This window comes from Sanguibacter massiliensis (assembly GCF_900240335.1).
Classification (GTDB): domain Bacteria; phylum Actinomycetota; class Actinomycetes; order Actinomycetales; family Cellulomonadaceae; genus Flavimobilis; species Flavimobilis massiliensis.
In genome coordinates this window covers 535,364-557,218 of record NZ_LT964979.1, presented here as the reverse complement: position 1 = coordinate 557,218, position 21,855 = coordinate 535,364, and the positions used below count along the sequence as shown (strand labels likewise).

Below are 21,855 nucleotides of genomic sequence, written 5' to 3'. Positions count from 1 at the left end.
CCTACCCCCACGAGCGGACGTCCCCGTGACAGTCCGCCGCCGACGTCAGCGTCCCGCACTGCCTCCTGGCAGCGCTAGTCCCGCTAGGTGGAAACCCCGGCCGGTTCGAGCCNGCGAAGCCCGCCCGCACCCCCGAGCGCGAGCCACGTGAGCAGCCCCGCCCCGACCCCGAGCGTCGGCGCGGACCACGCGGGCCAGTCGCCGTCGAGGAGCGCGAGGAGTGCGAGCCCCGCCGCGGCGAGCGCGGCGACCATGAGCGGCACGGCGCCGCGCCGCGTGTGTGCCCGCGCGCCGAAGCCGCGGGCCTCCATGCCGGTCGCGGTCGCGAACGCACGCTCGAGGGCCCCCTCGAGCACGGGGACGACGACGCGTTCGAGCGTGCGACGGTCGCGCGCACCGCGGCCTGTGAGGCTCGCGCCGCGAAGCCGCAGCGCGTCACGCGTCTCGAGCACGGACCTCACGAGCGCCGGGAACGCGGCGACCGCGATGACCGCCGCCGTCGCGAGCGGGCCGAGCGCGGCCGGCACGTGCCGCAGCAGCAGCCCTGCGTCCGCGACCGTGTGGGCCGCGCCGACGGCCAGCACGAGCACCGCAAGCTGCAGACCTCCCGAGAATCCCGCGAGGAGCGACTCGCGCGTCACCGGACCCAGGAGCGTGAGCGGCCCGACGTCGAACGACGGCAGCGCCACGAGCACGTGCGCCCCGGGGGTCGCGAGCAGCACGTGCGCGAGCACCCGCACCGCGAGGATGACGACGGCGACCGCCGCGTAGACGCCGAAGCCGCGCGAACCCTCGGGCCGCAGGACGCTCACCGTGACGAGGACGACGGCCCCGAGCAGCGCGAGCAGGAGCACGTTCGTCGAGAGGGTGGCCGCGACGGCGACGCCACCCGCCCACAGCCACCACGCCGCGGGATGGACGGCGCCCGGTCTCACCGTCGTGCCCGTCGCACGCGCACGGCGACGCCCGCGGCCCCGAGGAGCACGAGAAGACCGACGCCCACGACGACGGCGGGGCCCGGCCGGTCGTCGTGCACGACGCCGTCAGCCCCCGTCCGGACGACGGAGGTGGTCCCGAACGGGGACTGGCTGCTCCACCCGGCTGGCACGTCTCCCGCGCGAGCAGCGGCCGGCGTCACCGCTGGCGTGCGTCCCTCGGAACGGCCGACGGAGTAGACGAGCGCGAACGCTCCCCCTGACGCGAGCTCGATGTCGCCGATGCCCGTCGTCGCGTACCGCCACGCGCCGTCGTCACCCACGGTCCACAGCGACCAGTACGCGGTCGCCGGCGGGGTGCGCCGGCAGGTCTCCGTGCGTGTCGAGCCGTCGGGCATCGTGACGGCCTCATCGGCCGCGGGCCGCCCGTCGACACGGCACACGAACGCGAGACCCATCTGCGCGGTGCCCTCGAGCGTGACGTCCGCGGCGCGCAGGACGTCGAGCGCCCGGCCCGTCGTCGGCACGCACCGCACCGAGCTGCCGTTGCCTGCGTCCCCGGCGGGCAGGTCACCGAGGTCGACGACGATCGCGACCCCCGCGCACGCACCGTCGGCGGGCGCCGCCGCCGCGCCGGTCGCGCCGAGGCCCGTGAGCCCCAGCGCGCCGAGGACGACGGCGGTCGCCGCACCGACGAAGCGTCGCATCAGTCGACGTTCACCGCGAGCTCGACGAGGCCCGTCCCGAGCAGGGCGGGAACGGCCTGCGCCGAGGCGCGGGCGTCGGGCGTCGTGCCGTCGAACGTGAGGGCCGTCCCGCCGTCGACCGTCACGGTCTGCGCGGCGAGCCACGCCCGTGCGTCAGCGACGTCGTCCGTCCCGACGCCCGCGTCGACGAGCGCCGTGAGCGCGACCGCGGTCGAGTTGACGTTCGCCGCGGCAGGCTCGCCCGAGAGCCACGCGCGGCCCCCGTCGACGTCGGACGCAGCCGCGAGCAGCCACGCGCGTGCGCCGTCGGGGACGGCAGCGTCGAGGTCCGTCGCACCCGAGGCGGTGTAGGCGGTGAGCGCCGAGAGCGCGAACGCCGTCGAGTCGACGTCGCCGACGCACGTCGTGGCCTCGAGGGCCGCCGGGAACGAGCCGTCGTCGCACTGCTGTGACGCGAGGTAGCGGGCCGCCGAGCCCGCGCGCTCGGCGGCGCCGTCGCCCGCCAGGGCGTCACCCCGCACGAGCGCGAGCACGCCCCAGGCCTGGCTCACGATCGAGGAGTAGTCGTCGGCGCCGAGGTCGGAGATTCGGCCGTCGTCGCCGAGGAAGGTCGCAAGGCGCGCGTCGAGCGTGGGGGCGGCCTCGTGGTGCGCGGCGCCGAGCACGACGGCGGCCTTCGCGGTCGAACCCGCCCACCCGGTGTCCTTGCCGTCGCCCGCGTACGCGTCGACGACGTCGGCGGTGAACGCGCCCGCGAGCTGCGTCGCGAACGCTTCGTCGCCCGCGGCGAGCGCTGCGACGAGCGCGTCGAGCGTGAGGCCCTGGTCGGGGTAGGACGTGCCGTCGAACTCGGTCGTGAAGAGCCCGTCGGTGCGCTCGACGGTGCCGAGCCACGCGAGCGCCGCGGCAGCGGTCGTCGCAGGGTCACCGGCGACGTCGCCCGACGGTGCCGCGGACGTCGGCGCGGGAGACGTCGCAGGAGGGGTGGTCGTCGGCTGCGTCGTGCCGCCGTCGGCGCACGCGGCGAGCGGGAGGACGAGCGCGGAGGCGAGCAGGAGTGCCGCGGGACGCGACGCGAGGGCGCGGGAGATGCGCATGGTGGCCTTTCGGAGACGGGACGCCAACGGGCCCCGCACAGGCGGGGCGGTGCGACGCAGTCCCCTCTGGGGTCATCGGCCTGCGTCCGCGGCGAGTCTAGCCGCGCCCCACGACGTCCGACGCGACCGTTCGCGCACCGTCTCGCCCTGGGGTGCCGCCCGCCGCACGGCGTTCGACAGCGAACGCGATGAGCACCTGCGCGGCGACGACGGCGACGAGCGCCGCCGCGTAGATCGGCAGGCTCCAACACGCACGCACGGCCGCGCTCCGACGCCGTGCCGGCCAGAACGCGGCGATGTAAACGACCTGCGCGACGAGGAAGAAGCTCACCATGGTGAGGAAGGCTGCGTCGCCGTCGAGCAGGCGCGGCACCGAGTCGCCGAGCCACGAGAAGACGAGCGCGACGAGCGTGAGCTCGACGAGTCGCGGAGGGCGCCCGCGCCTCCCCGCCGCGTCGCGAGCGGGCATCGTCCGCCACCACAGCCACAGTGCCCGTCCAGCGCTGCCCACGCGCGCACCGGGAGGTCAGGGCCTCGGGACGCCCGTGAGCTCGCTGAGAGACACCCCGTCGGACGACGTCACCGCGTAGAGCACCTCGCCGTGGTACTCGACGAACCCGAGCGACTCGTACAGCCGGAACGCACCCGTGGGGTTGGCCGTGTCGACGCCGAGCGTCGCCGCTTCGAGGCCGTCCGCCGCGATCCGGTGGAGCGCCTCGGCGAGGAGGGCCGTCGCCAGCCCGCGCCCGCGCTGCGAACGCAGCACGCCGAGCCGCGCGAGGTACCCGCTCGTGAAACCCTGCGCGGGCCAGTCCTCCTCGAAGCGGTCGCTCACGAGGTAGCCGACGACGGGTGCCCCGTCCTGCCTGGTGTCGCGTGCGACGAGGCTCCAGCCGGGTGCGAACATCGTGCGACCCGACGCCCAGTCCTCGGCGGACATGGGCTGCGAGCCCCAGTGGTCGGCGAACGCCGCGTTGTGCGCGAGTCGCACGTCCTCGTCGTCCTCGGGCGTCCACGTCGTCAGGCGGATGCCGTCGGGGACGACGACGTCCGGCAGCGGGTCGGCAAGGTCGCGCTTGAGCGACGCGTACCAGCGCAGCGGACGCAGCCCGGCGTGTGCGAAGAGACGTGCGGAACGCTCGTCGTCCTTCCCGCAGATGACCCCGACGCGCCACGGGACGCCCTCAGGCGTGTCCGCAAGCATCTCGGCCGAGCGGGCGAGCGCCCATGCGACGAGAGTGCGCCCCACGCCCCGTCCGCGCCACGGTGCGTCGACCCCGCCGTCGAGGAAGACACGTCTCTCGGTCGTGTCGCCGGGCGGGGCAACGAGCGTCATATAGGCGCGCGGCACGCCGGCGGTGTCCGTCCCGAGGACCGTGTCCCGTGCGAGGTTTCGCCACGGCTCGGCGAGGAGCTCCTCGACCTCGGGCAGCGCCATGCGGTACGGCTGGGCGTCGGCCTCCTCGACGGCGTTGAAGAGGCGGAGGAGCGCCGGGGCGTCCGCAGTCGTCAGGGGGCGCCACGTGAGGTCGGGGTGGAGACTCATGCCTCCAGCATGCGCGGGCAGGCCCGCCGCGGTCGACAGATTTCCGGTCGACGCGGCCGGGCTCAGGCGTCGATCCGGGAGCGGTCGATGCTCTCGGCGCCCGCGACGATGAACTCCTTGCGCGGGGCGACGTCCGATCCCATGAGGAGGTCGAAGACGTGCTCGGCAGCCTCCGCGTCGGCGAGCGTCACCCGACGCAGCGTGCGCAGGCGCGGGTCCATCGTCGTCTCCGCGAGCTGGTCGGCGTCCATCTCTCCGAGGCCCTTGTATCGCTGGATGTCGTCCTTATAGCGTCTACCGGCCTTGTCGAGCTTCTTGAGGGTCGCGGCGAGCTCGGCCTCGGAGTACGTGTAGATGTACTCGTTCTTGCGGCTGCCAGCCCCGATGACCTCGACGCGGTGCAGCGGCGGGACGGCCGCGTACACACGCCCGTCCTCGACGAGCGGGCGCATGTAGCGGAAGAAGAGCGTGAGGAGGAGCGTCCGGATGTGGGCGCCGTCGACGTCGGCGTCCGTCATGAGGACGACCTTGCCGTAGCGTGCCTGGTCGAGGTCGAAGGTGCGTCCCGAGCCGGCTCCGATGACCTGGATGATCGCGGCGCACTCGAGGTTGCGCAGCATGTCGGAGACCGAAGCCTTCTGGACGTTGAGGATCTTGCCGCGGATCGGCAGGAGCGCCTGGAAGTCCGACGACCGTGCGAGCTTCGCCGTGCCGAGCGCGGAGTCACCCTCGACGATGAAGAGCTCGGAGCGTTCGACGTCGTCGGAGCGGCAGTCCGCGAGCTTTGCGGGCAGCGACGAGGTCTCGAGCGCGTTCTTGCGGCGCGAGATCTCCTTCTGCTTGCGCGCGGAGATCCGTGCGCGCATCTCGGCGACGACCTTGTCGAGCAGGAGTGCGGACTGCGCCTTGTCGTCCCGCTTCGAGGACGTGAGGATCGCGCCGAGCTCCTTCTCGAGGACCTTGGAGACGATGCCGCGGACCGGGGCGGTGCCGAGGACTTCCTTCGTCTGCCCCTCGAACTGCGGTTCGGCGAGGCGCACGGTGACGACCGCGGTGAGTCCAGCGAGGACGTCATCCTTCTCGATGCGCTCCGAGGAGTCCTTCGCCGTGATCTTCAGGCGGCGTGCGTTGGCCTCAACCTGCTTGCGCACGAGCTTGAGCAGCCCGGCCTCAAAGCCTGCGAGGTGGGTGCCACCCTTGGGGGTCGCGATGATGTTGACGAATGACCGCACGGTCGTCTCGTAGCCAGTGCCCCAGCGCAGCGCGATGTCGACCTCGCACTCGCGCTCGACCTCACGCGGCGTCATGTGACCGCGCTCGTCAAGCACGGGGACGGTCTCGGTGAACTTCCCGGAGCCGCTGAGCCGCCAGGGGCTCGTCACGGGGGCGTCAGGGGCGAGGAACTCGACGAAGTCGACGGTGCCGCCCGTGTGGTGGAACTCCTCCTCAGACGGGCCCTCGGCACCGGGCGTGCCAGGAAGACCGCGCTCGTCGCGCAGCACGATGCGCAGGCCGGGCACGAGGAACGTCGTCTGCCGGATGCGCGCGACGAGCTCGTCGTACTGGAACTCGGCGGTCCGCAGGAAGATCTGCGTGTCCGCCCAGTAGCGCACGCGGGTGCCGCTGCGCCCGCGTGCGACCTTGCCGACCTGGCGGAGCTCCGAGCCCTCGGTGAACGGCGTGAACGTCGCGTCGGGACTCGGACCCGTCCGCGGGTCGTCGAATGTGCCGGGCTCCCCCCGGTGGAACGACATGGCCCACGTCTTGCCGCCACGGTCGACCTCGACGTCGAGCCGGGCTGAGAGCGCGTTGACGACGCTTGCGCCGACGCCGTGGAGACCACCCGAGGCCGCGTAGGACCCGCCGCCGAACTTGCCGCCCGCGTGGAGCTTCGTGAAGACCACCTCGACGCCGGAGAGGCCCGTCTTCGGCTCGACGTCGACCGGGATGCCGCGCCCGTCGTCCTCGACCGTCACCGACAGGTCGGCATGGAGCGTCACCCTGATGTTCCGGCAGAACCCCCCGAGCGCCTCGTCAACGGAGTTGTCGATGATCTCCCAGAGGCAGTGCATGAGGCCCCGCGAGTCGGTCGTCCCGATGTACATGCCGGGACGCTTGCGCACCGCCTCGAGCCCCTCGAGGACGGAAAGATGACGGGCGGAGTAGGACTCGGTCGTTGCGGTCGGCACGATCACACACTCTAGGCGGTGCCCCCGACACTCCTCGCCTCGGCGCGCGGCACGCCCTGCACCCTGACCCGCCATGGATGCTGACGCCCACGTCTCGGACGTCGATATCCCGCCTTCCGAACCTCTCGGAGACGTACGCCGGTGGCGAACGTCACTGGGTCGACGGAATCCGCGGCCCGCCCGGATGGTTGGATGTTGACATGAGCACCGTGACCGCAACCCCGCTGACCGTAGCCGACCGCTGCGACCGCTGCGGCGCCCAGGCGTACGTCCGAGTCACCCTTCCCGTGGGTGAGCTCCTCTTCTGCGCGCACCACTCGCGCGCGCACGCCGACGCCTACGCCTCGGTCGCCCTCGAGATTCAGGACGAGACCGACCGCCTCCACGAGGAGCACGGCGCGCGCTGAGACGCGCTCCGGCCAAGAACCCCGAAGGGCCCGCACCTGCTGGTGCGGGCCTTTCGTCGTCCCCGCGGCTCCCCCGCGACGGCCAGCGTCGCTCCCCGAGTGCCGGACGGCGCCATCTCTCCAGGAACGACGACGACCCCTGCACGTCCGTGCGGGGGTCGTCGTGGCTCAGGCCGGAAGCGCTCAGTCGAGGTAGTCGCGCAGGACCTGCGACCGGCTCGGGTGACGCAGCTTCGACATGGTCTTCGATTCGATCTGACGGATGCGCTCACGCGTCACGCCGTAAACCTTGCCGATCTCGTCGAGCGTCTTGGGCTGCCCGTCGGTGAGGCCGAAGCGCATCGAGACGACGCCCGCCTCGCGCTCGGAGAGGGTGTCGAGCACCTGGTGGAGCTGCTCCTGGAGGAGCGTGAAGCTCACGGCGTCCGCCGGGACGACAGCCTCGGAGTCCTCGATGAGGTCACCGAACTCGCTGTCGCCGTCCTCGCCGAGCGGCGTGTGGAGCGAGATGGGCTCGCGGCCGTACTTCTGGACCTCGACGACCTTCTCGGGGGTCATGTCGAGCTCCTTGGCGAGCTCCTCGGGCGTGGGCTCGCGACCCAGGTCCTGAAGCATCTGCCGCTGGACGCGGGCGAGCTTGTTGATGACCTCGACCATGTGGACGGGAATGCGGATCGTGCGCGCCTGGTCGGCCATGGCGCGCGTGATCGCCTGTCGGATCCACCACGTGGCGTACGTCGAGAACTTGTAGCCCTTGGTGTAGTCGAACTTCTCGACCGCACGGATGAGGCCGAGGTTCCCCTCCTGGATGAGGTCGAGGAAGAGCATGCCGCGGCCCGTGTAGCGCTTCGCGAGCGAGACGACGAGGCGCAGGTTGGCCTCGAGCAGATGGTTCTTCGCACGACGGCCGTCGGACGCGATCCACTCGAGCTCACGGCGCAGCTTGGGGGCGAGCTCGCCCGCGGCGTGCGTGAGGCGCTCCTCGGCGAACAGACCGGCCTCGATCCGCTTGGCGAGGTCGACCTCCTGCTCCGCGTTGAGGAGCGCGACCTTACCGATCTGCTTGAGGTAGTCCTTGACCGGGTCGGCGGTCGCTCCGGCGGTGACGACCTGCTGCGCGGGGGCATCGTCGTCGTCGGCGTCGGAGTAGACGAAACCGCCCGCCGACTCCTCGGCCTCCTCCGCCGACTTCACGGCGGCCGCAGGCTTCGCGGGCGCGTCCTCGGCGGCCTCGGTGTCCGGCTCGTCAGGCTCGATCTCGACGTCCTCGAGGTCGTCGTCACCGGGGGCGGCGTCGTCGGTCTCCTCGACGACCTCCTCGCCCGCGTCGGAGTCCTTCGCGGCTCCGGCAGCCTTCTTCTTCGCCGCAGCGGCCTTCGTCGTGGTCGTGGCGGCCTTCTTCGCGGGGGCCTTCTTCGCAGCAGGCTTCGTGGCGGCCGGCTTCGCAGCCGTCTCGTCCTCCGCCTCGCCCTCGGTCACAGCAGCCTTGGCGGCCGTCTTGCGGACCGCGGTCTTCTTCGCGGGGGCGGCGTCGGCGTCAGCCTTCGCGGTCGTCGACGTCGCACGCTTCGTCGCGGCGGCCGCAACCTTGCCGGAGGCGGGGAGCGTCACCTCGATGCCGAGCATCGCGATCGCTCGGTAGACGGCCTTGAGACGCTTGGCGTCCGCAACAGCTGCGGTCTCGCATGCCGTGCGCAGGCTCTCGGCGTCGATCCGGCCGTCGCTCGTCCCGCGCCGGACGAGTTCCTGGAGCACGGGGTGCTCGAACTCGCGCGGAAGAGCGGGGTTCGGGATGTTGGGCGCCACAGATGACCTTTCGGCAGAACTCGAGGAGTGCTTGATGCCGACCGCGGGATGAGCTTCGCGGTGCGGGACGAGCACGGTCCCCCTATTGTACTCGGACCGCGCGCACGGATGACCCCGGCGACGCCCCGGACGCGGTCGTCCGTCACGCAGCCAGGGGCTGTGCACGCCTCGCTTAACGCCCAGGGAACCCCGGTTTGTTCCCGTTCTCGGGAAAGATCAGGACCGGGTCGGGTCCGGCTTGACGGCGAGGACGGGGCACGGCGCGTCGAGGAGAACCCGCTGCGCGTTCGCTCCGAGCACGAGCTTGCCCGTGGGGCTGCGCCGGCGGAGGCCGATGACGACGAGCGTCGCGGCGGTGTCCTCGGCGACATGGACGAGGTCGTCCGCGACGTCGCCGGCCCCCTCGAGCACCCGTACCTCATGGTCGACACCTGCCCCGGCGAGGTCGGCGGCGACGCGCGCGAGGTCCTCGTCGCGCGCCCTGGCACGCTCGGCGTCGACCCGGTCTGCCCGCTCGCTCACGACGACGACGAGACGCGTCCCCCGGGAACGTGCGGCGTCCCTCGCCGTGCTGAGCGCCGCCGTCCCCTCGGGGGTGGACTGGTATCCGACGACGACCGACATCGTTGCTCCTTTGCGCCGGGCGCCCTGTGTCGCGCCGTTGGGTTCCGACGATATCTGACGGTGACCGCCGTGACTCGTGCCGTCGGTCCCGGAGATGCGCGCCGGCGCCGTGGTGCCGGCCAGACCGCGACGACGTCGCGCCCACCGCGACACTCGACGCCCCGCCCGCCACCCGCGGGGCGCCACCCGGTCCCGAGCCGCTCGACGCGCGCCTCAGCGGCCTGCGTCGCGTGCCCGCCGCACCCAGCCTGGAGGGAGCCCTGCATCGAGCGCCTCGCGGACGAGCCTCGCGAGCGAGTGGAACGGGTCGACCTCGAGCGCGCGGTCGATCCACACGGCGGCCTCGGCACCGTGCCCGGTCCACCACGCCGTGAGCCCGAGCAACGTGAGCGCGGGCGCCGAGCCCTCGTCACGGTGCGCGACGACCTGCCGGAGGACGGCCCGGGCCGGCTCGAGGAGCGCGGCGTCCGGGGCGATCGCGACCTCGGGGTCCACGATGACGCGGACGACGAACCCGACGTCCTCGGTGCGCTCGCGCCCGTCGCTCGCACAAAAGATCTCGGCGACGTCGCCCGTGCCGGGGACGAGCGTGACGAGCACCGCGTCCCTCACCCTCTTGTCCTCGAGCGCCTCGCCGATCCGGCCGTACCGCGTGGGGCGCCCCCGCACCGTGCCCGGGGCCGACGCGTCCCGCTGAGCAGCCCGGACGGCGCCGCGCCACTCCGCGAGCGAGCGGGCACGCCAGCCGCCGCTCCCGCCCTCGGCGTCCGGCAACGGCTGGGCGTGCTCCCGGGCAGCGCGGGCGGCGGCCCGGCGGTGGACCGCCGTGACGACGGGCACCCGGCCGAGGTCGTCGCGGTCGGCGAGCACCGCGACGCCGTCGAACACCATGCGGGCTCCCACGGCGGTCGACTCGAGGTCCGCGAGGGGCCGCGCGGTGCTGAGCGTGCCGTCCGGCTCGACCTCGTGATATGTCCGCATACCGACTGCGACGACGCCGCGGATCTCGAGCGCGTCGCCGAGCGCCTCGAGCAGCGCGTCGAACGCCTCGGACGCCTCGGCGTCGAGGTACTCGCCGTCACGGAGGTCCTGCTCCCGGTAGAGGACGACGACGACGCTCGACGCCCCGTCGCGCGCCGCTGCCGCGACGAGGTTGCGCGCGAGCTGGGGTCCGTCGAAGGGGTGGGCGACGTCGGCGATGTCGGTCCGGATCATCATGCCGACGCGTCGCCGGGGCCCTCGGAGGCCGACGAGCACGACGGAGTCGCGGGGCACAAAGCCCAGCTGGTACGGGACGAGGGCGAGCAGTTCGCAGGGCTCGGAGGCCCGGATCGTGTTGGTCATGGGGTCAGGTCACACTCTCCGGCGGCCCCGCGCCCGCGATCCCCCCACATCTGTGGACGGACAGCGGGCGGCACTCTCCTGGGGACAACCTCGATAGGCTGCCCGCATGAGCACCCCTGCCCTCGTCGACCGTGATGACGTGCGTTCCCGGGTCGACCACCTCGTCGACCTCTACCTCACCGGCGCGCGCCACGACGCAGCCGCCGAGCTCGGCGACGACGTCGTCCCCCTCTTCGACGCGATGGGACGCCTGCTCGGCGGCGGCAAGCGCCTCCGCGCGGCCTTCACGTACTGGGCGTGGCGCTCGTTAACGACCGACGTCGGCGAGGCCGAGGGCGCGCTGCGCCTCGGCGCCGCGCTCGAGCTCTTCCAGGCTGCCGCGCTCTTCCACGACGACCTCATGGACAAGTCCGACACCCGCCGCGGGCATGCGACCGCGCACGTGCACTTTGCGCGCGTCCACCGCGCCGGCGGATGGCCCGGCGACTCCGCCCAGTTCGGGCTCTCGGCCGCCGTCCTCCTTGGCGACCTCGCGCTCGCAGGCTGCGAGCGCATGCTCAGCACCGCGCTCGAGCACCTTCCTGAGCGCGTCGGGTCCCCGACGCGCGAGATCTTCGACACGATGCGTGCCGAGGTAACGCTCGGGCAGTACCTCGACGTGCTCTCGCAGGTGCGGCCGTGGAGCGACGATGCCTCCGAGGACGAGCGACGCGCGCGCGCCGTCATCCGCGCGAAGTCGGCGCGGTACTCGGTCGAGCACCCGCTGAGCCTCGGCGCGGCGTCCGCGGGTGCCGACGAGGAGACGCTCGCCGGGGTCCGCCGCTTCGGGCTCCCGCTCGGCGAGGCCTTCCAGCTGCGTGACGACATCCTCGGCGTGTTCGGCGACCCCGCGACGACAGGTAAGCCCGCGGGCGACGACCTGCGTGAGGGTAAGCGCACCGTGCTGCTCGCGCGCGCGCTCGGCGGGGCGACGCCGGCGGAGGCCGCGCTCGTGCGCGGCCTCGTGGGCTCGCCCGAGCTCACGGACGACGAAATCAACGACCTGCGCGAGATCTTCGTCCGCACGGGCGCGCTCGACGGCGTCGAGAAGCTCGTCGACGAGCTCGCGGACGAGGCGTTCGCCGCGCTCGACGTGCTCGACCTCGAGGGCGAGGGTGCCACGATGCTCCGTGCCCTCGGCTACGCCGCGATCGAGCGCTCAGCCTGACACGCCCGAGGGGTGGAGCCACACGGTCGTGGTCCCACCCCTCGAGAAGCTGTCGGTCAGGGTGACGCTCCTCTCAGAGGAGCGCCTGCGCAACCCTTCGGACCTCGGACTTGCGCCCCTCGCGGAGGGCCGCGAGCGGCGAGGTGCCGATCTCGTCGTTGTCGGCGAGAAGCCAGTCGACGATCGCGTCGTCGTCGAAGCGCAGGTCAGCGAGCAGCGCGATCGTCCCCTGGAGCGACGGCAGCGGCACGGGCCGCTCCCCCTCGACGGGCTGACGCCGGTCCGCGGGGTTCTGGAGGTGTCGCGGGACGAAGAAGTCGGCGGGGACGCGCTTGACGGGGTTCTCGCCGCGGCGCACCGCGATGATGACCCGGTCGTGCAGCATGCCGCGAACCTTGGAGACGTCGGTCCCGAGGAGCTCGGCGACGTCCGGGAGCGTGAGCCACTCCCCCGTGCTGGTGGTGTCAGTCATGGGTCCACGGTAGTCGTGTGTGAAGCCTCGACGATCACCCGGTAGACATCGGGCGCGCCCACACGTCCCGGACGTGCCGCCCACCGTAGACTCGCCACCGTGGGAGCCACCCTGACTGATCCGCTCGTCGGCCGTCTCGTCGACGGCCGCTACCTCGTCGTGTCGCGGATCGCCCGGGGCGGTATGGCGACGGTCTACCGGGCGGTCGACCGCAGGCTCGACCGGGAGGTCGCGCTCAAGGTCATGCACCCGCATCTCGCCGACGGCGCCGAGGGCGCGGACTTCGTCTCGCGCTTCCGCCGCGAGGCGCGTGCCGCGGCCCGGCTCGCGCACCCGGGGCTCGTCGCGGTCTTCGACCAGGGCGTCGACGGTGACACGAGCTACCTCACGATGGAGCTCGTCGACGGCTCGACGCTGCGCCGACGCCTGCGGGAGCAGGGCACGCTCCCGGTCGGCGAGGCGCTCGACATCGCCGAAGCCGTCCTCGACGCGCTGACAGCCGCGCACCGCACCGGTCTCGTGCACCGCGACATCAAGCCGGAGAACGTCCTCATCTCGGAGGAGGGACGCGTCAAGGTTGCCGACTTCGGGCTCGCACGCGCGGTCACCGAGGTGACGTCGACAGCGACCGGCACGGTGTTCGGCACGGTCGCGTACCTCGCGCCCGAGATCATCCTCACGGGCGCATGCGACGCCCGGACCGACGTCTACGCGGTGGGCATCCTCCTCCACGAGATGCTCACGGGCGCGCAGCCGCACACGGGCGCGACGCCCATCCAGGTCGCCTACCGGCACGTCAACGTCGACGTCCCCGACGTCTCCGACGTCGCGACGGACGTGCCCACCGAGATCGACGAGCTCGTCGCGGCGTTCGCGGCGCGCGACGCCGAGAACCGTCCGCCCGACGCGGCAGCGGCCATCGACCTGCTGCGGCGCACGCGTGGCGCCCTCACCCCCGAAGACCTCGCGCTCCGCCACGAGGTCCCCCTCGCGGAGACCCCGGAGCCCGAGGCCGCGGACGACGACGAGCCACGGCTCCCCCCGGTGCCTCCGCCCCCGGGCGCGGAGGGCTCGGCCGAGACTCCTGGGTCCGCGGGCTCCTCCAGCTCTCCCGTCTCGGCACCAAGCCCTGAGGAGGACGACGACCGCACGGAGGCGCTCGGTCTCGTGGGTTCCGGGACAACGATCGCCCTGCCGATCGGCACGGGGGCCGTCGCGCCCGTCGACACCGTCGGCCCTGCGCTGCGTGCCCGGCGGCGACGCCGCGCACTCGTCGCAACCCTCGTCGTCGTCCTCGTCGCCGCGCTCACGGGCGGAGCAACCCTGTGGTGGGCAACGTGGGGCCCCGGTGCCTACACGACTGTCCCCTCGGGTCTCGTCGGCGCGGAGGCCGAGGCCGCCGCGAACGCGCTCACGACGCTCGGGCTCCATGCCGACACCTCGCGGGCGGTCCACGACGACGACGTGCCCGCGGGCTCGGTCGTGAGCGTCGAACCGCGCGAGGGCGAGGAGATCCACAAGGAGGGCACGGTCCAGCTCGTCGTGTCGCTCGGCATCCTCATGCTCACGGTGCCGGACGACCTCGTGGGGGCGACGGCCGAGCAGGCGCATGCGCGCCTTGCGGAGGCGAGGCTCGAGGCCGCGCCGGACGTCCTCGTCCACGACGACAAGGTCCCCGCGGGCGAGGTCATGTCCGTCGACCAGGAGGAAGGCTCGGAGGTTCCGCATTCGACGCCTGTCACCCTCACGGTCTCCGACGGTCCTGCTCCGGTGACGGTCCCCCAGGTCGTCGGGTCGCAGAGCAAGAACGCGTCCGCGACGCTCAAGAGCGTCGGCCTCAAGGTCAAGGTCACCAAGGAGTTCTCCGAGACGGTCCCCGAGGGCGCCGTCATCTCCCAGACGCCCGAGGCCTCGAGCGCAGCGCACCGCACCGACACGGTGACGATCGTCGTCTCCAAGGGCCCGCCGCTCGTCGAGGTGCCGGGCGTCGTCGGGAAGTCGGCGGCGGACGCCGAGGAGATCTTGCGCAAGGCGGGTTTCGTCCCCGACGTCAAGAAGCAGTGGGGCGGACTCCTCGACATCGTGCGTTTCCAGAGCGTGGACCCCGGCGACAAGATCCCCAAGGGCTCGACGATCTCGATCACCGTCGTGTGACGCACCCCGTCCGACGCGGAAGGGCTCCGACCGTGTGGTCGGAGCCCTTCCGCGTCGGTTGCGTGTCAGCGCAGCATCTCGGCGACCTGGAAGGCCATCTCGAGCGACTGCTGGTGGTTGAGCCGCGGGTCGACGAGCGTCTCGTAGCGGGCCGCGAGGCCCTCGTCGTCGATCTCCTCGGAGCCGCCGAGGACTTCCGTGACGTCGTCACCGGTGAGCTCCACGTGGAGGCCGCCGGGGACGGTGCCGAGCGCCCGGTGCACCTCGAAGAAGCCGCTCACCTCGTCGAGCACGTCCTCGAAACGACGGGTCTTGTACCCCGTGCCCGACGTGATGGTGTTGCCGTGCATGGGGTCCGTCACCCAGGTGACGGGGCTGCCGTGGTCACGGACCGCCGCGACGATCGGGGGCAGCGCCTCGCGGATACGTCCTGCGCCCATGCGCGTGATGAACGTGAGCCGTCCCGGGCGACCGCTCGGGTTGAGCTTCTCGACGAGCGCGATCGCGTCCGCGGGCGAGGTCGTCGGGCCGAGCTTGACGCCGATGGGGTTGGCGACGCGCGAGAGGAACTCGACGTGCGCGCCGTCGAGGTCGCGGGTGCGCTCGCCGATCCACAGGAAGTGGCCCGAGGTGTCGTAGGCCTCACCCGTCCGGGCGTCGACGCGCGTGAGGGCGCGCTCGTAGTCGAGGAGCAGCCCCTCGTGCGAGACGAAGAACTCGACCGTGCGCAGGGCGTCGAAGTCGGCGCCGCACGCCTCCATGAAGCGCAGCGCGCGGTCGATCTCCGCGGCCGTCGACTCGTAGCGCGCGTACGCGGGGTTCCGCATGAAGCCGCGGTTCCACTCGTGCACCCGCCGCAGGTCGGCCGATCCCCCGCGCGTGTAGGCGCGGACGACGTTGATCGTCGCGGCCGAGATCTGGTAGCCGTCGAGGAGCCGCTGCGGGTCGGGGGTCCGAGCGGCCTCGGTGAAGTCGTGGCCGTTGACCATGTCGCCGCGGTACGCGGGGAGCGTCACGCCGTCCCGCGTCTCGTCGTTCGACGAGCGCGGCTTCGCGTACTGCCCGGCCATCCGCCCCATCTTCACGACGGGCATGCTCGCGCCGTGCGTGAGGATGACGGCCATCTGGAGGATTGTGCGGATCTTGTTGCGGATGCGGTCGGCCTGCGCCTCGGCGAACGTCTCGGCGCAGTCACCTCCCTGGAGGAGGAACGCGTCGCCGCGGCCGGCCGCCGCGAGACGCTCCGTGAGCAGGTCGGCCTCGGCGGGCACGACGAGGGGGGCGGCCTCGGCCAGGCGCGCGGCCACCTGGCCCAACGCGTGTGCGTCGGGCCAGGTGGGCTGCTGCTTGGCAGTCAGCGAGCGAAAGTGGTCGAGCCCCTCCACCACCTCGTCGTGCGCCGTCGTCGTCATGCCTGGGCAGGCACCAGGTCCTGGCCGATACCGGCGAGGAGCTCGCCGAACCACGGCTGGGAGACGTCGAAGGCCTTGCCACCGGCGATGCGCGGGAAGGCGATGGCCGTGAGCACATCACCGTTCTCCTCGTCGTGGCCGACGACGCCCGACTCGCCGCGGAGGGCGGCGTCGACGGCGTAGTCCGTCATCGACTTGATGAGGCGCAGGTCCTCGGCGTTGGCCGCGGCGGCACGCGAGTAGTAGCCCGACTTCTGGACCATGACCTTCTCGGCGCCGAGACGCTCGGCGAACTGCTTGGCGAACCAGGCGCCCGGGTTAATCGTGTCGAGCTTGACGTGACCGAAGGGGTCGCGCTCGACGGTCTCACCGGCGGCCTCGAGCTGCTCGACGATCTCGTGCATGCCCGCACCCTCCGAGAGGAAGATGTTGACGTTGCCCTTGGCGTCCATGACCGCCTTGAGGCGCTCGGCCTCGGCGGTGATGTCGATCTTCATCTCGGGGACGAAGACAGCGTCGATGTCCCAGCGCTCACGCGTGAGACCGAGGCTCGGCACCCACTCGAGCGTGTCGAGGTGCTTGCGGTACTCGGCTGCAGCGGCGGCGGTGAGCCAGCCGCAGTGGCGACCCATGACCTCGTGGACGATGAGCATGCGCGGGCCCGAGCGGTGCTCGCCGATGACGTTGAACGCGAACTGCGCGGCCTCCTCGGCAGCGGTCCACGCGCCGAGCGACTGCTTGATCGGGATGACGTCGTTGTCGATCGTCTTGGGCAGGCCGACGACCGTGAGCTCGTAGTCGTTCTCGTGGAGGTACGCGGCGAGGTCGGCGGCGGTCGTGTTGGTGTCGTCGCCACCGATCGTGTGGAGGACGTCGACGCCGTCGGACTTGAGCTGCTCGGCGGCAACCTTGAGCGGGTCCTCACCCTCCTGGACGAGACCGCGCTTGACGCAGTCCTTCGCGTTCGTGAGCTTGACGCGCGAGTTGCCGATCGGCGAGCCGCCGAAACGGTGCAGGACTCCGGCCTTGGCGCGACCCTCGGCGTCGACGACGATCTTGTCGCCGCGGAGCAGGCCGTGGTAGCCGTGCTGGTACGCGATGATCTCGATCGACGGGTCGAGCTCGTTGTAGCGCTCGATCAGCCCTCCGACCGCGGAGGAGAGGCACGGGGCGAAGCCGCCGGCCGTCAGAAGGGCAACACGACGTACAGACATCGAAGAACTACCTCTCATCGTCGCCCGCGGGCCTGCGACGCGGGTGTGCGCCGAGCCCGACGGGCCGTGGTTTTCCGGACCGCGGAGCGCAGGGCGGCAGGGCCGCCCGCGCCACCGTCAGTCTACTGGCGGTGCCGCGCCCTCCTCGGGCGGGACCGGCACATGGACGTCCGGGGCGGAACGTCCTCCAGGAGCCTTGCGTGCCGCGGGGGCGTCGGCACCGGACTTCTGTCCCGAGGCGAGGCGCGCTTTGGCGGTCGCGGCGTAGATGTCGACGTACTCCTGGCCCGAGAGGCTCATGAGCGCGTACATGATCTCGTCCGTGACGGAGCGCAGGATGAAGCGGTCGTCCTGCATGCCGTGGTAGCGCGAGAAGTCGAGGGGCTCCCCCACGACCACGCCGACGCGCACGGGACGCGGCATGACCTTGCCAAGCGGCTGGGCCTCCTCGGTCGCGATCATCGCGACGGGCACGACCGGGCAGCCCGACTCGAGCGCGAGACGCGCGACGCCGGTCTTGCCACGGTAGAGACGACCGTCGGGGCTGCGTGTCCCCTCAGGGTAGATGCCGAACAGCCCGCCCTCGCGCAGCCGCGCGAGCCCCGTGTTGAGCGCCGCCTCAGAAGCCTTGCCCCCCGAGCGGTCGACGGGGATCGTCCCGACGCCGCGGAAGAACTTCGCCTGGAGCCGACCTTTGAGGCCCGTGCCCGTGAAGTACTCGGACTTGCCGATGAAGACGATCTCGCGGTCGAGGACGATCGGCAGGACGAACGAGTCGATGACGGCGAGGTGGTTGCTCGCGAGGATCGCTCCGCCGGTTGCGGGCACGTTCTCGAGCCCGCGGGTCCACGGGCGGAAGTACAACTTCAGCCAGGGACCGGCGACGATCTTCTTCATGAGCCAGTAGAACAACGCAGCTTCCTCCTCGCGCCTCCGACGGGGCGCACCTTCCGACTCTAGAGTGATCTGCATGGTGGAACCCAACGTCGATCCCACGCAGGGCCGTGACGAGTCCCCGGGCGAGCTCCCGGACGAGGCCACGGACGGCGGTCGGACGATGCACGACGACGCGAGCACCCCTGATCCTGCGGAGAAACCTACCGCACCCGACGCTCCTCACGCGTCAGGCGCCCCCGCCGCCGGGGCATGCGGCCTCGACACGGACTCGGAGTTCGCCCGGATCGTCGCGGGGCTCGATGACGTCCGCGCGGCGACGGACGACGTTGACGTGCGGCCCCGGCCGTGGCTCACCGACGTCCCGACGCTCCCGGGCGTCAAGCCCATCGGCCCGCGTGACCACGTGGCCTCCCAGGAGGAGATCGAGCTCGAGGACGAGCAGAGCCACTTCGTGCCGCCGGACCCCGGCCCGATCCTCGGCGGCGACCCCGTGCTGACGATGGCGTGGTTCGCGGTCGCGGGCGGCATCCTCGCGCTCGTCCTCTCGGCGCTGCTCGTCCGCGTCATGCCGTCGGTCATCGCCTGGGCCGGTGCCGTGCTGCTCGCCGCGGGCGCCGGGGTACTCCTCTGGCGTCTCCCCCATGAGCGGGGCGACGAGCACGACGACGACGAGCCCTGGGTATAGGCACCCCCGTGCACAACGAGGGGCGCGGACCGTTGCGGTCCGCGCCCCTCGTCGTCGGACCCCGCGTCTGCGGCGTCCGTCGTCGTCAGTGTCGCGCGAGGTCGGCCGCGCCGACCATCCCCGCGTCGTTGCCGAGCGTCGCGATCGCGATCGTCGCGAGGCGCGAACGATGGGTGCGGGCGGGCAGGACGCGCTCGAAGGCCTCCTGCGTCGGGCGCAGGAGGAGGTCGCCCGCATCGCCGACGCCACCGCCGATCGCGATGACGGACGGGTCCATGAAGGCCGCGACCGTCGCGGCGCCCTCGCCGAGCCAGCGGCCGAGCTCAGCGAAGAGCTCGATCGCGAGCGGGTCGCCTTCTTGGGCTGCGGTCGTCACGTGGGGGCCGACGAGCTCGCCGCCCTCGGCGAGCTCACGCAGCCGTGCCGCGCGGTCGGGGTGCGCGACGAGCGCGGCGCGCGCGGTCCTCACGAGCGCCGAGCCGGACGCGTACTGCTCCCAGCAGCCGAAGTGCCCGCAGCCGCAGAGCCGTCCGTCCGGGACGACACGCATGTGACCGACCTCGGTCGCGACGCCGTAGGCGCCGCGGACGAGCGCACCGCCGACGACCGCGGCACCGCCGAGGCCGGTGCCGACCGTGAGCATGAGGAAGTCGTCTGTGCCCGCGCCGACGCCGTAGCGGAACTCGGCCCATCCTGCCGCGTTCGCGTCGTTCTCGACCACGACGGGGATCGACGTGTCGGTGAGCTCGGCGATCCTCTCGGCGAGCGGGTAGTCGCGCCACGCGCCGATGTTCGGCCCGAAGGCGACGCTGCGCCGGTCAGGGCTGCAGAAGCCGGCGGCGGCGAGGCCGATCGCGCCGATCTCGTGCTCGGCCGCGAGCTCGTGGTACGCGGCCGCGATCGCGCGGTCGATGCTCGGTGCATCGGTCGGGTCGGTCGGGCGCCTCAGCTGGGCGAGGATCGTCCCGTTCTCGTCGACCACGCCGGCCGCGATCTTCGTCCCGCCGATGTCCACACCGAGCGCGTGCATCCGAATCCTGCTCCTGTCGTCCGGCAACGCCCGTCGGCGCTGCTCCGACCACCAAGCGTGCCACAGCACTGGATCGCTTCCAGCACCCGACGCCCCGGACCACGCAAACACGGCCCGAACAGGGCGCACGCCCCTCACCTCCCCGCCGAGGACCTAGGTCACGGATCGGTGACGGTCGGCTGTGATAACGCGACGGTGCCCACAGGGCCCCTCGCGGGCCGCTAACCTGTGGGCACACGCCCACTGCCACTGGAGTCAGAATGAGCGAGCACAGCACGCCGATCCTCGTCGACCCACCCCGGTCCGAGAACATCAACAGCCTTCTCGCGGGTCGTCTCGAGCGCTTCCCCGACATGGCGATCATCGAGGTGAAGGCTGCCGAGGGCGCGCCCTGGCGGTCGATCTCGGCCCGCGAGTTCGAGGCGCAGGTCGTCGCGGTCGCCAAGGGCCTCGTCGGCATGGGCGTCGAGCCCGGCGACCGGGTCGGGATCATGTCCCGCACCCGTTACGAGTGGTCGCTCCTCGACTGGTCGATCTGGGCATCCGGTGCGGTGCCCGTCCCCCTCTACGAGACGTCGAGCGCAAAGCAGGTCCAGTGGATCCTCACCGACGCGGACGTCAAGCACGTCGTCGTCGAGACCTCTGCCCACGCCGCGACGGTCGAGCAGGTACGACGCAAGTGCCCATCGCTCGGGGAGGTCCTCATCCTCGACGAGGGCGGCATCGACGCGATCGTCGCACGCGGAGCCGACGTCGCCGACGAGGAGATCGCGCGCCGTCGATCCCTCGCGACGCTCGACTCGCTCTCGACGATCATCTACACGTCGGGCACGACGGGGCGCCCCAAGGGCGCAGAGCTCACGCACGAGAACTTCGTGACGCTCTGCCTCAACGCGATCGAGAAGCTCCCGGAGGTCGTCGGCGTCCCCGGGAGTCGGACGCTCCTGTTCATGCCGCTCGCGCACGTCTTCGCGCGGTTCATCGGGGTCCTCACGGTTCCCGCCAACGTCGTCCTCGGCCACACGCCCGACGTCGGGACGCTTCTGCCTGACCTCGCAGCGTTCAAGCCCACGTTCATCCTCTCGGTTCCTCGCGTCTTCGAGAAGGTCTACAACTCCTCGGAGCAGAAGGCCATCGCCGGTGGTAAGGGCAAGATCTTCCACTGGGCCGCCGCGACCGCGATCGCGTGGTCGCGCGCGCAGGACGACGGCAAGGTCCCGTTCATGCTCGGTGTGCGCCACAAGATCGCCGACGCGCTCGTGCTCACGAAGATCCGGGCGGCGCTCGGCGGCGACGCGCGCCACGCAATCTCGGGCGGCGCGGCCCTCGGCGAGCGGCTCGGCCACTTCTACCGCGGCGTCGGGCTCTCGGTGCTTGAGGGCTACGGCCTTACGGAGACGACCGCGCCGGTCTCCGTCAACCTCCCGGCTCTCTCGAAGATCGGCACGGTGGGACCGCCGCTGCCGGGCACCGCGGTCCGCGTCGCCGACGACGGCGAGCTGCTCGTCCGCGGCCCCCAGGTCTTCCGGGGCTACCACAACAACCCCGAGGCGACCGCGGAGGCGTTCGAGGACGGCTGGTTCCGCACGGGCGACCTCGGTTCTGTCGACGCCGACGGCTACATCCGGATCACGGGGCGCAAGAAGGAGCTCATCGTCACCGCAGGGGGCAAGAACGTCGCCCCCGCGATCCTCGAGGACCGCGTCCGCGCGCATGCCCTCGTCTCGCAGTGCGTCGTCGTCGGCGACGCCAAGCCGTTCATCGCCGCGATGATTACCCTCGACGCGGAGTCGCTGCCCACGTGGCTCACGGCGCGCGGCAAGCCCGAGCTCACGCTCGAGCAAGCGATGGAGGACCCTGACGTCCTCGCAGCGATCGACAAGGCCGTGACCCGTGCCAACAAGGCCGTGTCTCGCGCAGAGTCGATCCGCAAGTTCCGCATCCTGCCGACCGACTTCACGATCGCCAACGGCTATCTCACGCCGTCGCTCAAGGTCAAGCGGTCGCTCGTCCTCGAGGACTTCGGTGACGACGTCGAGGCGCTCTACGACGGCGTCGCGTCGCCCGGAACGGTCTGACGACTCCCGAGTCCCGCCGATGGCGGCGTCCCCTCCGTGATGCCGCCATCG

Annotated in this window: 19 protein-coding genes; 5 read left to right on the top strand and 14 right to left on the bottom strand. The window is 72.0% G+C overall.

The genetic code is table 11. The features are described from left to right. Positions 1-83: 83 nt before the first annotated feature. The 6 genes from C1729_RS02675 to C1729_RS02650 form a co-directional block, all read right to left on the bottom strand. Positions 84-935 carry an energy-coupling factor transporter transmembrane component T gene (locus C1729_RS02675; RefSeq protein ID WP_102508450.1) on the bottom strand — a complete coding sequence of 284 codons (852 nt, stop codon included), beginning with the start codon at positions 933-935 and terminating at the stop codon, positions 84-86. Beyond that, complete coding sequence (locus tag C1729_RS02670) at positions 932-1,642, bottom strand: hypothetical protein (RefSeq protein WP_102508448.1); 711 nt, start codon at positions 1,640-1,642, stop codon at positions 932-934. Before C1729_RS02670 ends, C1729_RS02675 begins: the two co-directional genes overlap by 4 nt. After that, positions 1,642-2,739: a prenyltransferase/squalene oxidase repeat-containing protein gene (locus C1729_RS14485; RefSeq protein ID WP_165375401.1), complete on the bottom strand. Its 1,098-nt coding sequence runs from the start codon at positions 2,737-2,739 to the stop codon at positions 1,642-1,644. Before C1729_RS14485 ends, C1729_RS02670 begins: the two co-directional genes overlap by 1 nt. Before the next feature lie 97 nt (positions 2,740-2,836). Then, positions 2,837-3,208, bottom strand: coding sequence for a lysoplasmalogenase family protein (locus tag C1729_RS02660; RefSeq protein WP_102508447.1), 372 nt, complete (start codon positions 3,206-3,208; stop codon positions 2,837-2,839). Between the two features lie 57 nt (positions 3,209-3,265). After that, entirely contained in the window at positions 3,266-4,285 is a 1,020-nt protein-coding gene (locus tag C1729_RS02655) for a GNAT family N-acetyltransferase (RefSeq protein ID WP_102508445.1), read from the bottom strand. Positions 4,286-4,347: 62 nt separating this feature from the next. Next, on the bottom strand, positions 4,348-6,474 hold the full coding sequence (locus C1729_RS02650) for a DNA gyrase/topoisomerase IV subunit B (RefSeq protein WP_242493684.1): 2,127 nt from the start codon (positions 6,472-6,474) through the stop codon (positions 4,348-4,350). 200 nt (positions 6,475-6,674) lie between these two features. On the opposite strand from C1729_RS02650, the gene C1729_RS02645 reads away from it, so the two are divergent. Further along, complete coding sequence (locus tag C1729_RS02645; protein ID WP_102508442.1) at positions 6,675-6,881, top strand: DUF7455 domain-containing protein; 207 nt, start codon at positions 6,675-6,677, stop codon at positions 6,879-6,881. Positions 6,882-7,064: 183 nt separating this feature from the next. Here the strand turns inward: C1729_RS02645 and C1729_RS02640 are convergent, their stop codons facing one another. The 3 genes from C1729_RS02640 to C1729_RS02630 form a co-directional block, all read right to left on the bottom strand. Further along, positions 7,065-8,687: an RNA polymerase sigma factor gene (locus C1729_RS02640; RefSeq protein WP_102508440.1), complete on the bottom strand. Its 1,623-nt coding sequence runs from the start codon at positions 8,685-8,687 to the stop codon at positions 7,065-7,067. A gap of 216 nt (positions 8,688-8,903) precedes the next feature. Continuing rightward, the gene (locus C1729_RS02635) at positions 8,904-9,311 is read right to left on the bottom strand and encodes a universal stress protein (RefSeq protein ID WP_102508438.1); all 408 of its coding nucleotides are present in this window, start codon (positions 9,309-9,311) and stop codon (positions 8,904-8,906) included. A gap of 213 nt (positions 9,312-9,524) precedes the next feature. After that, positions 9,525-10,655 carry a DUF4192 domain-containing protein gene (locus tag C1729_RS02630; protein WP_102508436.1) on the bottom strand — a complete coding sequence of 377 codons (1,131 nt, stop codon included), beginning with the start codon at positions 10,653-10,655 and terminating at the stop codon, positions 9,525-9,527. A 106-nt stretch (positions 10,656-10,761) separates the two neighbouring features. Between C1729_RS02630 and C1729_RS02625 the strand changes: the two genes are divergently transcribed. Further along, positions 10,762-11,862, top strand: a complete 1,101-nt coding sequence (locus C1729_RS02625) for a polyprenyl synthetase family protein (protein WP_102508433.1) — start codon at positions 10,762-10,764, stop codon at positions 11,860-11,862. Between the two features lie 73 nt (positions 11,863-11,935). Here the strand turns inward: C1729_RS02625 and C1729_RS02620 are convergent, their stop codons facing one another. Next, positions 11,936-12,334, bottom strand: a complete 399-nt coding sequence (locus tag C1729_RS02620; protein WP_102508432.1) for an Rv2175c family DNA-binding protein — start codon at positions 12,332-12,334, stop codon at positions 11,936-11,938. A 99-nt stretch (positions 12,335-12,433) separates the two neighbouring features. Between C1729_RS02620 and pknB the strand changes: the two genes are divergently transcribed. Continuing rightward, complete coding sequence (gene pknB, locus C1729_RS02615) at positions 12,434-14,488, top strand: Stk1 family PASTA domain-containing Ser/Thr kinase (RefSeq protein WP_102508430.1); 2,055 nt, start codon at positions 12,434-12,436, stop codon at positions 14,486-14,488. 65 nt (positions 14,489-14,553) lie between these two features. Here pknB and C1729_RS02610 read toward each other — a convergent pair whose 3' ends face one another. The 3 genes from C1729_RS02610 to C1729_RS02600 all read right to left on the bottom strand — a co-directional run bounded on the left by C1729_RS02610 (position 14,554) and on the right by C1729_RS02600 (position 18,011). Then, positions 14,554-15,900, bottom strand: a complete 1,347-nt coding sequence (locus C1729_RS02610; RefSeq protein ID WP_102508428.1) for a class II 3-deoxy-7-phosphoheptulonate synthase — start codon at positions 15,898-15,900, stop codon at positions 14,554-14,556. Next, positions 15,897-17,114: a pyrophosphate--fructose-6-phosphate 1-phosphotransferase gene (locus tag C1729_RS02605; RefSeq protein ID WP_102508426.1), complete on the bottom strand. Its 1,218-nt coding sequence runs from the start codon at positions 17,112-17,114 to the stop codon at positions 15,897-15,899. The genes C1729_RS02610 and C1729_RS02605 overlap by 4 nt, the downstream gene beginning before the upstream one ends. Positions 17,115-17,231: 117 nt before the next feature. Then, positions 17,232-18,011, bottom strand: coding sequence for a lysophospholipid acyltransferase family protein (locus C1729_RS02600; protein ID WP_102510468.1), 780 nt, complete (start codon positions 18,009-18,011; stop codon positions 17,232-17,234). A gap of 73 nt (positions 18,012-18,084) precedes the next feature. On the opposite strand from C1729_RS02600, the gene C1729_RS02595 reads away from it, so the two are divergent. Then, entirely contained in the window at positions 18,085-18,696 is a 612-nt protein-coding gene (locus C1729_RS02595; protein WP_102508424.1) for a hypothetical protein, read from the top strand. An 85-nt stretch (positions 18,697-18,781) separates the two neighbouring features. Here the strand turns inward: C1729_RS02595 and C1729_RS02590 are convergent, their stop codons facing one another. Then, complete coding sequence (locus C1729_RS02590; protein ID WP_102508423.1) at positions 18,782-19,726, bottom strand: ROK family glucokinase; 945 nt, start codon at positions 19,724-19,726, stop codon at positions 18,782-18,784. A 260-nt stretch (positions 19,727-19,986) separates the two neighbouring features. On the opposite strand from C1729_RS02590, the gene C1729_RS02585 reads away from it, so the two are divergent. Further along, entirely contained in the window at positions 19,987-21,804 is a 1,818-nt protein-coding gene (locus tag C1729_RS02585) for an AMP-dependent synthetase/ligase (RefSeq protein ID WP_102508421.1), read from the top strand. Positions 21,805-21,855 lie beyond the last annotated feature (51 nt).